This window comes from Blastococcus sp. TF02-09 (genome assembly GCF_003319105.1).
Classification (GTDB): Bacteria; Actinomycetota; Actinomycetes; order Mycobacteriales; family Geodermatophilaceae; genus Blastococcus.
Genome location: NZ_QOHH01000011.1, coordinates 11998 through 24171 on the forward strand (window position 1 = coordinate 11998; position 12174 = coordinate 24171).

The 12174-nt window shown below is 73.2% G+C and carries 14 protein-coding genes; 1 reads left to right on the top strand and 13 read right to left on the bottom strand.

All coding sequences use genetic code 11. From position 1 onward, the window contains the following. Nucleotides 1–59 precede the first annotated feature (59 nt). From DQ239_RS15890 to DQ239_RS15910, 5 genes are read right to left on the bottom strand one after another with little or no spacing between them, the layout of a single operon-like run. A complete protein-coding gene (locus tag DQ239_RS15890) occupies nt 60–329 on the bottom strand; it encodes a hypothetical protein (protein ID WP_113835400.1) in 270 nt (89 codons plus the stop codon). Continuing rightward, entirely contained in the window at nt 326–1801 is a 1476-nt protein-coding gene (locus tag DQ239_RS15895) for a glycosyltransferase (RefSeq protein WP_113835401.1), read from the bottom strand. Before DQ239_RS15895 ends, DQ239_RS15890 begins: the two co-directional genes overlap by 4 nt. Continuing rightward, entirely contained in the window at nt 1798–2532 is a 735-nt protein-coding gene (locus DQ239_RS15900) for a PHP domain-containing protein (protein WP_113835402.1), read from the bottom strand. The genes DQ239_RS15895 and DQ239_RS15900 overlap by 4 nt, the downstream gene beginning before the upstream one ends. Continuing rightward, the gene (locus tag DQ239_RS15905) at nt 2529–3527 is read right to left on the bottom strand and encodes an ATP-grasp domain-containing protein (RefSeq protein WP_113835403.1); all 999 of its coding nucleotides are present in this window, start codon (nt 3525–3527) and stop codon (nt 2529–2531) included. Before DQ239_RS15905 ends, DQ239_RS15900 begins: the two co-directional genes overlap by 4 nt. Then, nucleotides 3520–4590, bottom strand: a complete 1071-nt coding sequence (locus tag DQ239_RS15910; protein ID WP_113835404.1) for a response regulator — start codon at nt 4588–4590, stop codon at nt 3520–3522. Before DQ239_RS15910 ends, DQ239_RS15905 begins: the two co-directional genes overlap by 8 nt. 249 nt (nt 4591–4839) lie before the next feature. On the opposite strand from DQ239_RS15910, the gene DQ239_RS15915 reads away from it, so the two are divergent. After that, nucleotides 4840–5544, top strand: a complete 705-nt coding sequence (locus DQ239_RS15915) for a response regulator transcription factor (protein WP_233489352.1) — start codon at nt 4840–4842, stop codon at nt 5542–5544. 60 nt (nt 5545–5604) lie between these two features. On the opposite strand, the gene DQ239_RS15920 is transcribed toward DQ239_RS15915, so the two are convergent. From DQ239_RS15920 to DQ239_RS15950, 8 genes are all read right to left on the bottom strand, one after another. After that, nucleotides 5605–6279 carry an Hpt domain-containing protein gene (locus DQ239_RS15920; RefSeq protein ID WP_147252144.1) on the bottom strand — a complete coding sequence of 225 codons (675 nt, stop codon included), beginning with the start codon at nt 6277–6279 and terminating at the stop codon, nt 5605–5607. Next, nucleotides 6273–6746, bottom strand: coding sequence for a hypothetical protein (locus DQ239_RS20150; RefSeq protein ID WP_147252145.1), 474 nt, complete (start codon nt 6744–6746; stop codon nt 6273–6275). The genes DQ239_RS15920 and DQ239_RS20150 overlap by 7 nt, the downstream gene beginning before the upstream one ends. Then, nucleotides 6743–7375: a signal peptidase I gene (locus tag DQ239_RS15925; RefSeq protein ID WP_199583065.1), complete on the bottom strand. Its 633-nt coding sequence runs from the start codon at nt 7373–7375 to the stop codon at nt 6743–6745. Before DQ239_RS15925 ends, DQ239_RS20150 begins: the two co-directional genes overlap by 4 nt. Nucleotides 7376–7403: 28 nt before the next feature. Then, nucleotides 7404–7997 carry a TasA family protein gene (locus DQ239_RS15930; protein WP_113835406.1) on the bottom strand — a complete coding sequence of 198 codons (594 nt, stop codon included), beginning with the start codon at nt 7995–7997 and terminating at the stop codon, nt 7404–7406. Between the two features lie 227 nt (nt 7998–8224). Next, the gene (locus DQ239_RS15935; protein WP_147252146.1) at nt 8225–9817 is read right to left on the bottom strand and encodes an ATP-binding protein; all 1593 of its coding nucleotides are present in this window, start codon (nt 9815–9817) and stop codon (nt 8225–8227) included. Nucleotides 9818–9979: 162 nt separating this feature from the next. Then, complete coding sequence (locus tag DQ239_RS15940; protein ID WP_113835408.1) at nt 9980–10624, bottom strand: DUF3618 domain-containing protein; 645 nt, start codon at nt 10622–10624, stop codon at nt 9980–9982. A gap of 38 nt (nt 10625–10662) precedes the next feature. Then, the gene (locus DQ239_RS15945; RefSeq protein WP_113835409.1) at nt 10663–11199 is read right to left on the bottom strand and encodes a phage holin family protein; all 537 of its coding nucleotides are present in this window, start codon (nt 11197–11199) and stop codon (nt 10663–10665) included. Between the two features lie 3 nt (nt 11200–11202). Then, nucleotides 11203–11979: a hypothetical protein gene (locus DQ239_RS15950; RefSeq protein ID WP_113835410.1), complete on the bottom strand. Its 777-nt coding sequence runs from the start codon at nt 11977–11979 to the stop codon at nt 11203–11205. Between the last annotated feature and the right edge of the window lie 195 nt (nt 11980–12174).

Below are 12174 nucleotides of genomic sequence, written 5' to 3' on the forward strand. Positions count from 1 at the left end.
GCACGGTGAGGGAGGACGCGCTGGGATCAGGTCACCTGATCGTGGCCGGGGCGCGGGGGTCACATGACCAGGGCGCGGACCGTCCAGAGCAGGACGACGACGGCGATCGCCGCGGCGAGGCCGGCGTAGAGCCGACGTTCTTGGAGCCGGTCGACCTCGGTCTCGTCGGCCATCGCCATCGGGTCGGCCCACACGGGCAGCACCCCGCCGCGGGCGGCGAGCTCGGCGGCGGTCAGCACGACCGGCGGCGAGACACGGTACGGGCGCGAGGCCAGGTTCGCCGTGACCGCAGCCGCCGCCCGGTCGCTGGTGGTACGTCCCCTGCTCATGCCATGACCCTTCCGGTCTTCTCGGTCTTGTCCCAGGTCATCGCGGCCCCGCGGAACTCCTTGAGGTAGGCGTCCACGGTGATCGCGCACATCATCGGGCCGAACCCGACGAGGTAGAGCCCGATCGGTGCCAGCCGGCGGCCCCAGCGGGTGAGCTCGAGCTTGCGGACCAGGAAGGCCATCGGCACGCAGAGCACCAGCCAGCTGTAGACGAACAGCGTCCAGCCGCTGCTGTCGCCGGCACTTCCCGGGACCAGCGGCGGGAAGGTGGCTCCGATGAGCACGGCGAAGGAGACGGCGCCCGGGAAGAGCAGCGCCTCCTTCCAGACCTTGAGCCCGACCCGCGGGTCGACCGAGATCGTCATGGTGACCATGAAGACGAAGGTCGCCACGGGGACGAAGACCGCGGCACCGAACACCGACGCCGCCAGGTCGCTGTCGAGCAGGTAGAGCCCGACGAGGCCGATCGAGGTCAGCAGCATCGCCACGGGGAGCAGCAGGATCGCGAACCAGAAGATGCCGAAGAAGAAGCCGCCCAGCCCCGGGTGCACCGACTTCCGGAACCACAGGTGGCGGTACATCGAGGTGATCTGCACGTTGCCCCGCGCCCAGCGCAGCCGCTGCTTCCACAGCGCGTCGATGCCGGCCGGCTCCTCGGCCAGCACGCGGGCGTGCGGCTCGAAGACGACGCGGCGCCCGGCCAGCTGGGTGCGGAACGTGGTCACCGTGTCCTCGGCCAGCGACGAGGTGTCGATCTGGCCGCCGATGGCCTCCAGGTTCTCCCGGGTGTGCAGCTGCGCGCCGCCGGCCAGGCAGGCCATCGCGCCGGCGACGTTCTGCGCCCGCCGGGAGGCCGCCTGGGCCGCCAGGTAGTCGAACCCGATGAAGCGGGTGACGCCGCGGGTGTCCTCGCTGCCCTCGCGGATGTAGGCGGTGACCGCGCCGACGGTGGGGTCGGCGAGGTGGCGGGTCATCTTGCGCAGCGACTCCGGCGCGTAGATGACGTCGGCGTCCATGATCAGGAGCGCCTCCATCCAGTCGTCGGCCAGGATCTCGCGCAGCCCGTGGTTGAGGGTGTGCGCCTTGCCCTCGCCGCCCTTCTCGCGGCGCAGGTGCACGACCCGCCCGGGGAAGCGGTCGGCGAGCCGCGCCATCACGGCGGGGGTGTCGTCGGTGCTGGCGTCGTCGACGACGAAGACGCGCAGCCGGTCCGGCGGGTAGTCCAGCGCCATGAGCCGCTCGACCGAGGCGGTCAGCACGGCCGCCTCGTTCCACGCCGGCACCAGCACCGCCACGTTGGGCAGGTAGGGCCCGGTCTCGCGGTAGTGGTTGCGCACGGCGTGCACGGGGATGAGCAGGAACTGCGCCAGCCCGGCCAGCACGGGGATCGCGCCGAAGCCGACGAAGAGCAGGAAGACGCCGACCAGCACGTCCCGGCCGAGGCCGGGCAGGTCGGGAAGGACGTCGGTCATCGGACGCCCGCCAGGTGCTCGGTGGTGACGCTGCCGGCGACCCAGGAGTAGCGGCCCACCGACGACGCCTCGTGGCTGTCGGTGGAGCCGACCAGCGTCACGCCGGCGACGGCGAACGCCAGCACCGCGCGGGGGCCGGGGCAGCGCCACTTCTCGTTGACCTCGACCGTCGTCCCGGTGCGGACGGCGGCCGTCGCGATCGCGCTCAGGTGCTCGTCGGACAGCGCGCTCTCGTGCAGCCCGATCTTGGGCAGCAGCGAGAACAGGTGGGCGAGCTGGGCGCGCGGCACCTGCCCCATCGCGCGCACGGTCGCCGTCACGAGGAGGTCGAGGGCGTCCTGCGGGTGCAGTCCCGCGTCGATCTCCTCCCTGGTCCGCCGCGGGCTCCACGGACCGTCCGGCCCGGGGAACTGGTGGTCGGCGATGAGCACGCGGTCCACGCCGCCGTCCCCTACCACGAGGTCGGACGGGACGTCGAGCCGGCCGGAGGAGTCGAGGATCTTGGCCTCGACCCCGGTGAGGACCTCCAGGCCCTCGACCGGGGGCAGCGCCGCGACCTCGGCCAGGAACTCCGGCACGTACGTCGTGGAGGTGCGGACGTGGTCGACCATGCGGATGCTGGCCAGCCCGGCGTCGCGGGCGGCGGCCAGGTTCGCCGCGGTGGTGCTCACCGCGTCGTCGGACCACGTCGAGTGCACGTGGTGGTCGGTGCGGAGCAGGGCGGCGGTCACGGCCGGGTCCCGTCGGACGGGGCGGGGAGGGCGTCGGCCGGGTCGAGGAAGACGTCCTCGAGGTAGCGGACCACGGCCACCTCGGCGAAGGGCACCGCGTCCGGCAGGGGCCGGCCCAGGGCCAGGTCCAACGCCAGGGAGGGCATGTCCACGCCGGCAGCCACGGTGAGCGGCATCGCGCCGGGGAAGCGCGGGTTGACCTCGAGCAGCGCGGCGCGCCCCTCGGCGTCGCGGCGCAGCTGCACGTTGGCCACCCCGACCAGGCCGATCGCCTCGGCGACCTGGCGGGCGGTCTGCTCGAGCTCGCGGTCGGCCACGGTGCAGCCGGCCACGGAGACGCCGGAGTCGACCCGCAGGCGCGAGCGCGGCACCGCAGCCACCACGTGCCCGTCGGCGTCGGCCAGCGTGTCCACGCTGTACTCGTCGCCGGGCAGCAGCGCCTGCACGAGCGTGTCCTCGTCGGCGCCCAGTGCGCGCAGCGCCTCGGCGTCGTCCACCTGGTGCACGCCGCGGGAACCGGCGCCGCGGCGCGGCTTCACGATCACCGGGTAGTCCCACGACGCGGGGTCGGTGGCGCCGAGCAGCTCGGTGCGCGGCGTGGGCAGCACGTCGGCGCAGCGGCGGGCCAGCGCGAACTTGTCCAGGCAGACCTCGAGGGTCTCCAGGCTCGGGGCGGCCAGCGCGGTGCCGATGGCGTCCAGGCGCTTGCGCTCGGCGGCGATGCGCGGCAGCTCGACGTCCACGGTGGAGAACAGGACGTCGACCCGCTCCCGCTCGCACAGCGCCACCAGCGAGTCGACGAACGTGTCGGCCAGGCCCGGCTCCACCAGGAAGCGGGCGCCTGGGTCGACCAGGTACAGGCCGCTGGCGTAGCGGTCCATGTCGGCGGCCAGCAGCGTGACGTCGGGACGGCGGGCGAGGGACCGGAGGACGGCGATGCCCGCGGGGCCTCCGGCACCGGTCACCAGCACGCGGACGGGGGAGGAGTCAGACACCGGAGCGCTCCGTGAAGTTCGAGGACTGGACGGGGATGGAGCGGGCGTCGCTCTGGGCACCCACGACGCCACTGGCCTCGCGGATCACCTCGAGCGGCTCGCAGTACCGGCCGCCGCCGTAGCGGGACCAGTAGCGGCTGGTGGCGAGGACGAAGTCGTCCTGCATGTAGCTGCGGATGCCGGACTGCGAGCCGAAGCAGGCCAGCAGCGCGAGCTTGGTGTCGGTGAAGCCGTCGATGCTCACGAACCGGGTGGGCCGGTAGTCGACCGTCGCCGACGGGCTCTGGTAGCAGGCGAAGGTCGGCACCGAACGGGTGGCGACGGTGGCCGCGCGGTGGACGGCGCGGTGGTCCTGGTGCCGGTCGTGCGCGGAGTGGGTGTAGACGATGGTCGGCTGCACCTGGGCGACGACGCGCTCGATGATCGAGACGGTCGGGTCGGACTCGCTGATGCGGGTGTCCTCGAGGTCCTCCATGAACAGTCGCGCGCCGATCAGCTCCGCCGCGGCCATGGACTCGCCCATGCGGTCGCCGGCCTCGCCGCCGCGGGCGCCGCGGGACAGGGTGAGGATCACGACCTGGTCACCGGCGGACCGGTGCGCGGCCAGGGTGCCGCCGATGCCGAGCTCCACGTCGTCGGGGTGCGCACCGATGGCCAGCACCGTCTGGTGCCGGGTGGTGGCCCGCCGGGCGGCGCCGAGCTCGACCAGGCGGCGCACGGTCGCGACCACGTCGTCGCGGCGTACCGGCTTGACCAGGAACTCGTCGGCGTCGCGGCGCAGTGCCTCGACGGCGTAGTCGACCGAGGCGTGCGCGGTCATGACGGCCACGGGCAGGTCGGTCTGCAGCTCGCGCAGCCGGCCGAGGAACTCCAGGCCGTTCATGCCCGGCATCTCGATGTCGGTGACGACGGCGTCGAACGGCTCGCGGGCCGCGAGGGCCAGGGCCTCCAACGGGTCGAGGCAGGCCACCGCGTGCATCCCGGCCTTCGTCAGGACGGTGCGCACGAACTGCGCGATGTCGGGGTCGTCGTCGACCACCAGGACGCGGACGTCGCCGTCCATGCCAGCTCCTCAGCGGGTGAGCACCTCCCCGGGGGGAGGAGGACACGTCGTGCCCCGCACTCGGCAACGGCCCCCGCGAGGGTGTTGCTGAGCCGGGCGCACCCGGCGTCACCCGGAGGGGTGAGCCCACGGCGCCGCGTCGTCCCCGCTCGGCTCAAGCTGCGCGGCGCGCAGGCCGATCACTCACCCAGGTGACCCCGACTCATCGGTCGCGGGCCCGTGAAGAGGTATCGGAGGAGGAGGAGGATCGTGGCTGGGTCCGTGCTCGTCGTGGAGGACACCGAGGAGATCCGCACCCTGGTCTCCACCGTCCTGGAGCGCGCCGGGATGCAGGTGCGCGCGGTCGGCACCGGAGCGGAGTGCATGGCGGAGGTGCGGCGCGAGCCGCCGGACCTCATCGTGCTCGACCTCGGGCTCCCCGACACCGACGGCACCGAGCTGTGCCGGCAGATCCGCGCCGAGACCGCCTGCTACGTCCTCATGCTCACCGCGCGCGCCGAGGAGGTCGACCTGCTCATCGGGCTGGCCGTCGGCGCCGACGGGTACATGGCCAAGCCGTTCTCCCCGCGCGAGCTGGTGGCGCGGGTGCAGGCGATGCTGCGGTTCCCGCGCACCGCGCCGGCCCCGCAGCCGGCGGCCGCGGCCGAGGAGTCGGTCCGCCGGCTCGCCGAGCTCGAGGTGGACGAGGAGACCCGGGAGGTGCGGGTCGACGGCGCCGTCGTCGACCTGACCCGCACCGAGTTCGACCTGCTCGCCGCGCTGGCCTCCCGCCCGGGCCGGGTGCTGCAGCGCGAGACGCTGCTGCGCGAGGTCTGGCAGACCGACTGGGAGGGCAACCTCCGGCTGGTCGAGGCGCACATGTCCAACCTGCGCCGGAAGCTGGTCGCCGCCGGACTGAGCTCCCCGGAGATCCGCACGGTCCGCGGCGTCGGCTACCGCCTCGTCGCCGCCTGAATCCACCGAACGCGCGAGCCCCCGCACCGGACGGTGCGGGGGCTCGCGCGTTCTCCTTCTTCAGACGCCGGCGAGTGCGTGCAGGTGCTGCACCCGGGAGTGGGCCAGGACGCCGCGCCGGGCATCGGTGGCGATCGCCTGGCAGATGGAGGCGACCTCGGGGTGCCCGAGCTGGCCGCTGGTGCCGGCCAGGGTGTAGGCGGCCGAGGCCACGGCGGGGCTGTTGCCCTCGCGGGTGTGGATGTCGATGGCCGACACGCGGTCCGGCAGTGCGTTCACGTACATCTCCTGGAGTCGGTCCAGCAGGTGGTCGTCGAGGTCGACCTCGTGCAGGTCGTCGACCTCGTGGATCTCGTAGCGGTTCCCCTGCGCAGCCGGCCCCGTGGTCCGGCTGCGCAGGAAGTCGAGGAGCGCGTCGGGGTCGACGGGCTTGGGCAAGCAGGCCCACGCACCGGCGTCCGCGGCCTCGGCGGACGTGGTCGGCGACGGCTGCGCCGTCACGACCAGGAAGCGGGCCCGGGAGCCGTCGCGGCGCAGCCGGCGGAGCAGCTCCAGCCCGTCGTCCCCGGCGACCGTGACGTCGGTGACGACCAGGTCGTGCGGCGTGGCGGCGGCCAGGTGCCGGGCGGTGGCCACGTCCGGGGCCTCCTGGGCGTCCCACCCGCCGAGGCGGAGGAGCCCGATGACCCGGCGGCGGGCGAGGGCGTCGGCGTCGACGACGAGGGCGGTCAGCACGTCAGCACCGCCGTCCGTGCCGATTCGGTCGTCCAGCCGTAGCTGGTCAGCGTGATGACCGAGACGCGGGGCTGGTAGCCCAGGTAGCCGCGGTCGACCCGGGCGCTGACCGAGCGGTTCGTGGTACCGGTCTCGCCCATCACGACGGACTGGCCGTTGTTCAGGTGGGCCATGACCCGGTAGCCGGTGACGCCGCGCTGGGTGGTGCTGGCCGGCCAACTGACGGTGGCGTTGTACCAGTAGTCGGTCACCGTGACGGTCGACGTGCCGTTCCAGTAGCTGTAGGAGGTGGTGGAGCAGTAGTCGTCCACGGTCACCGCGGCGGGCGCGGCGACGGTGCCGGCCTGCAGCACGGCGGTGTTCGTGGAGACGGCGTCGGTGAAGGTGGCCGAGGCCGGGATGCTGCTGCCCACGATCACGGCGGCGGTCAGGCCGAGCAGGACGGCGGAACGGCGGAGGCGGTTCACGAGAGGTCCTCCTCGTCGGTGGTCTCGGGGGTGGGGCGCCAGATGGTGAGCAGCACCCAGCCGGCCAGCAGGGCCGGGACGCCGTACAGCAGCGTCTGGGTGAGGACGGGGGCGCGGAGTGCCTGGATGGCGTGGCCGAGCTCGGGCACCACGGCCCGGACCTGGTAGGCGGTGTCGCCCTCGAGGGTCGCCGTCCACGGGTCGGCCGCCTCGTTGGCGTCGCCCTGGGTGCGGACGCTGACCCGGCCGTCGGCGCTGCGGTCGACCTCGATCACCCGGTGGGTGACGATCGAGCGGTCGCCGATCGGCTGGTGGTACGTGATGACCATGCCCTCGGTGACGTCCTCGACGGCGATCGGGGTGACGACGGTGACGTCGCCGGGCTCGATCATCGGGGCCATGGAACCGGTGAGCATCGTCATGGTGCGGTAGCCGAGGACGTGGGGGCCCACGGCGAGGAACGCGAAGACCGCGACGGCCAGCCCGACCACCGCGCGGACCAGCCACGGGGCGAGCAGGCCCAGCGTGCGGGCCGGACCGGCGAACCGGTCGTGCGCGGAACGGGTGTCCTCGGCCGGGGGCAGCAGCTGTGCTGCCCCCGGGCCACGGACGGGGAGGACGGCGGTCATGGTGTGATCTCCGGTCGGATCAGCCGGGTCAGCGCGCAGCCGGCGCGGTGCGCTGGGTGGCGGTGAAGGTGAGGCTGAAGGCGGCCTGCTTGCCCTGGAACTCGTTGCCGGCGGACAGCGGCAGCGCGTAGGTCATCGCCAGGTTGTCGGACTTGCCGGCGACCAGGGACGCGGGGGCGTTCAGGGTGCCCGTGCTCACCGCAGGGCCCGAGGTGAGGAGGGTCTTCTCACCGCTGGCGCAGGTGAAGGCGTTGCCGCTCTGGGTCCAGGCGACGGGGCAGGACCGGACCGACAGCTGCAGGCCGTTGATGACGTCCGTCGTGAGGACGCTGCTGGTGGTGGCGGCCGAGGCGAGGCTGATGGTGCCGAGGTCGCTGCTGCCGTCGTTCTTCAGCGTGTAGGTGCGGGTGACCGAGTCGCCGGGGATCAGGTCCGCGGCGGCGAAGTCGAGAGTCGAGGCCTTGGCGAGGTCGATCGAGACGGTGCCGGAGTTGATGGTCGTGGCGACCGGGGTGGTGCTGTCGGTGAAGGAACCGAAGGTGCCCATGCCGGCGACGGCAGCGGCCGCGCCGATGACGCCGAGCGAGCCGACGACCTTGCGGGTGGTGGAGGTGGCGCTCATGTCGTTCTCCCTGTGTCCGTGCCACCGGCCTATCCGGCGACAAGGAGAACTCTGGAGGCCCTTCCGCAGGCCACCCGCCCGGAATCCGCAAGGAATCCGCAAGAAAAGAAACCCTGCTTTACCGCGGAGAAGCGGGCTGCTTTTCCGCGGAGAAGCGGGCTGCTTTTCTGCGGAAAAGCAGAGCGCCCCCGGCCCGGGAGGGGGCGGGGGCGCTTCTGGCGTCGTCGTCAGCGGATGTCGCGGGGGAGCGTGAGGGTGAAGGTGGTTCCCTCGCCCTCCACGCTGACCAGGTCCAGCGTGCCGCCGTGCGCGGTCGTGATGGCCTTGGTGATCGACAGGCCCAGACCCACGCCGGGGACGGCGTTGCGCTGGGCGGTGGAGGCGCGGAAGAACCGGGTGAAGAGCTTGCCCTGCTCGTCGTTGGGGATGCCGATGCCGGTGTCGCGGACCGCCAGCTGGGCGACCGGCACCGCACCGGGGCGCTCGTCGGGGGTCACAGCGCCGTCGGGGGACTGCCAGCCGGTCGTGACGGCGAGGGTCACCGAGCCGCCCGAGGGCGTGAACTTCACGGCGTTGGACACGAGGTTGTCGCAGGCCTGGCCCAGCCGCACCGGGTCACCGGCGACGACGAGGCCCTCGGCGGGCGCCTCCACCCGCAGCTCGACCCCGGCGCCGGTGGCGGCGACGCGGGCGGTGTCCTCGGCGGCCCGCACGATCGCGACCAGGTCGACGTCCTCGGACTGCAGCGTGAACTGGCCGGCCTCGACGCGCGCGGTGAACAGCAGGTCGCCCACCAGGCGCAGCAGCCGGTCGGCGTTGCGCTGCACCGTCGCCAGGTACTGCCGCTGCTCGTCGGTCAGCGTCCGGTCGTCGTCGTCGAGGACCAGCTCGAGGTAGCCCAGGATCGACGTCAGCGGGGTGCGGAGCTCGTGGGAGATCAGGCTGACGAACTGGTCCTTCATCCGCTCGGTGGCCCGGACGTCGGTCATGTCGGTGCCGACGAAGTTCCAGCCGGCGTGCACGCCGCGGTCGTCGGTGCGGGGGGTGACGGCGACGGAGACGGTGCGCTGACGGCCGTCGGCGCCCACGTAGGTCCAGTCGCGGACGTCGCTGCCCTGTTCCTCGGCGGTCTGCACGAGCGCGCGGAGCCCGTCGACGTCGTCGGCGTGCCCGAGCGCGTCCTCGAGCTCCTCGGCGAGGTGGAAGTCGAGGATCGAGCGGCGGCGGACGACGTCGGCACGGGGGAGGCCCAGCAGCTTCTCCGCGCCCGGGTTCCAGACGCGGATCGTGCCGTCGGGGTCGGTGCCGATGATCGACTGCTCGGTCACGGCGTCGATGACGCTGGTCATGGTCTGGGCGCGGGCGGCCAGGATGCGCGAGGCCTGGTCCAGCTCGTCGGCGCGGCTCTGCACCTGCTCGAGCAGTGCGGCCTGCTCGGTCTGGAGCCGGTCGATGGCGCGGGCCTGCCGGCCCAGGTGCTGCGCGGTGCCCGCCAGAGCACTCGCGGGAGCGAGGGCCAGCAGGAACAGCGCCGGCGACTGCGTGCCGGCGTGCAGCAGCACGACCGACGCCGTCCCGGCGAGCGGGACGACGACGGTGCGCACGGCCGACGGCGTCGCGCGGGTGAGCCAGTCGGTGCCCACGGCGAGCGCGGCCGCCGCGAGACCGGCGAGCACCGCGCCGGGGCGGACGACCGGCAGTACGCCGGTGGCGAGGACCGCCACCGCGAGGAGGGTGAGCAGCGTGGCGGGGACAGGGCCACGCAGCGTCGCCCGCCACGCGGCGGCCGGGTGGCCCCGGTCCAGGACGGCGGCGGTCATGTCCCGGACGTCGGCGTCCCGCGGCGGCCGCAGCAGCCCTGCCGGCCCCGGCCTCACCCGACCGGGTGAGGCGGGCGGTCCGGACAGCACTGCGCCCCGCCGGGCGGACCCGGCGGGGCGCGGTGCTGTCGGGTCGGGGACCCGGGTGTATCAGGTGCCGGACTACTGGTTCTGCACCGTCTCCTTGGACTGCTGGGCCTGGCCCTGCACGTCCTGGGCAGCGGACTGCCCCTCGCTCTTGACGGTCTCCGCGGCGTCCTGGGCGGTGGACTTGACCGACTCGACGGCGTCCTGGGCGGCCGGCTTGAGCTGGTCGCCGATCTCCTGGGCGGCCTGCTTGGCCGGGGCCAGAAGGGCGTCCTTGTTCTCGCGCACGGCCGTCTCGGCCTGCTGCGCGAGCTGCTGCTCCTTCTGCGTGGCCGGCAGCAGGCTGGACACCAGCCAGCCGACCCCGAAGGCGATCAGCCCGGCGGCGAGGGGGTTGCCCTGCGTCTGCCGGATGGCCGCGTCGGGAGCGTTCTGGATGGCGTCGGCTGCGCTGGACGCGGCGTCCTGCACGGTGCCGGCTGCGTTGCTAGCGGCACCCTGCACGGAACCGGCGGCCCCGTGGGCGGACTGACGGGTGTCGTGGGCGGTGCCCATCACCTTGTCCTTGAGGCCGGCGACGCGCCCCTTCGCGGCGGTCATGCGCCGGTCCACGACACGGGCGGGGTTGACCTTCTCGTTGAGGGCGTCGACGTCGTAGCTGAGCTCGCGCCGGGTGTCCTCGATCTGCCGCCGGATGACGTCCGGATCACTGCTGGTCATGTCTGCGACTCCTTCGGGAGTGTGGGAGGTCGGCGTGGTCAGTTGGGCTTGAGGGCGCCGGGCACCTGCGACAGCGTGTCGACGGTGCGCTCGGGCTTCGGATTCACCTGCTGGAACTTCTTCTTGCCCATCAGCGCGGACACCGCGGCGACGATGCCCCACAGGATGGCGACGATCAGCGCCGACCAGCTGTGGCCGACGAGGTGGGACAGCGCCCACCACAGGGCCACGGACAGGAAGAGGACCATGAAGTAGGCGGCGAAGCCGGCTGCGCCGAACAGGCCTGCGCCGGTGCCGGCCTTGACCGCCTCGGCCTTGAGCTCGGCCTTGGCCAGCTCGAGCTCCTGGCGCATGAGGGTGGAGAGGTCCTTGGCGACCTCGCCCATCAGCGCGCCGACCGAGGTGCCCTCGACGTCGGGGTGACCATCATCGGTCATGGGCGTGCCGATCTGACCGCTCACGGCGTGGTTCGAGCCGTAGCCTGCGGCGTAGGGCTGACCGGTCGACGGGTCGATCGGTCCGCCGTACCCCGGCTGGCCGCCTGCGGGGGTGGCTCCCGAGTAGGGGGTGGACATGCGTCAGCCCACCCCACCGGGGCGCCGCGCCGGGTCGTCCCAGCCGGCCGGGGTGGTCGGCGGCACGACGCTGCCCTCCGGCGGCACCGTGCCGTACGGGGGCGGCGGCAGCGGCGCCGAGCCGGCCGTCGAGTACGTGGCGCTGGTGCCCGTGTAGGTGGACGTGGTGTCCGAGTAGGTCGGCGTCGAGTCCACGTAGTTCGTCCTCGGGTACGTGCCCGCGCTGCCCGAGGACGACGAGTCGCTGTGAGCGGCGCGCACGCCGCTGGTCAGCCGCCCGGCGACGATGCCGGCGGCGGCCGCACCGAGCAGGAACATGCCCGGACGACGCCGCGCGAAGCTGCGGACCTCGTCGAGGAGCTCGGCCGGCTCGCGGTTCTGCAGCTTGTCGGCGAACGTCTCGATGTAGCCGGAGGCCTGCTGGAGCAGGTCCCGGGCCGGCCCGGGGGCGCCCTGGCTGGTGCCGTCGGCGAGGCCGCGCAGCTCGGTGGCCAGCGAGCTCAGGCCCTGGGCGGCCTTCTGCTGCTGGGCGACCGTCTGGTCCTTGAGCTGCGACTGGCCCTGCTTGAGCAGGTCCTGCGCCTGGCGCTGGGTCTCGTGCACGACCTCCTTGGCCTGGTCGGCAGCGGTCGAAGCGACCTGGCTACCGGCCTGGGCGGCGGTCTGGCCGACGTTCTTGGCCTCGTCCTTGGCGACGTCGGCCTTGCTGGGCGAGCTCTGGCCCGTGCTCCCCGCCGTGCTGGTGGGCGGGGGCAGCGGGGCGTCGATGGAGTGAGTCATCGGTCCTCCTCGGCAGTGTTCGTGGGCAGTTCTCGTGGTCAGGAAGGCGCTACCCCCGAGCGGTACCGCCACACCTGGAAGGTGATCTTCTTGATCCAGGGGAGGCCGTGACCGGTCTCGTCGCCCGACGCATCCATGCGTCAGGGCAGGGGCGACGGGGCGCCGGGGCACGACAGCGATGTCGGTCCGGGCAGA

Bases quoted from the DNA above. Each gene is read 5' to 3' on its own strand.
- DQ239_RS15935 (WP_147252146.1), bottom strand. From the start codon at position 9,817: ATGACCGCCGCCGTCCTGGACCGGGGCCACCCGGCCGCCGCGTGGCGG.
- DQ239_RS15930 (WP_113835406.1), bottom strand. From the start codon at position 7,997: ATGAGCGCCACCTCCACCACCCGCAAGGTCGTCGGCTCGCTCGGCGTC.
- DQ239_RS15950 (WP_113835410.1), bottom strand. From the start codon at position 11,979: ATGACTCACTCCATCGACGCCCCGCTGCCCCCGCCCACCAGCACGGCG.
- DQ239_RS15895 (WP_113835401.1), bottom strand. From the start codon at position 1,801: ATGACCGACGTCCTTCCCGACCTGCCCGGCCTCGGCCGGGACGTGCTG.
- DQ239_RS15925 (WP_199583065.1), bottom strand. From the start codon at position 7,375: ATGACCGCCGTCCTCCCCGTCCGTGGCCCGGGGGCAGCACAGCTGCTG.
- DQ239_RS15890 (WP_113835400.1), bottom strand. From the start codon at position 329: ATGAGCAGGGGACGTACCACCAGCGACCGGGCGGCGGCTGCGGTCACG.
- DQ239_RS15945 (WP_113835409.1), bottom strand. From the start codon at position 11,199: ATGTCCACCCCCTACTCGGGAGCCACCCCCGCAGGCGGCCAGCCGGGG.
- DQ239_RS15910 (WP_113835404.1), bottom strand. From the start codon at position 4,590: ATGGACGGCGACGTCCGCGTCCTGGTGGTCGACGACGACCCCGACATC.
- DQ239_RS15940 (WP_113835408.1), bottom strand. From the start codon at position 10,624: ATGACCAGCAGTGATCCGGACGTCATCCGGCGGCAGATCGAGGACACC.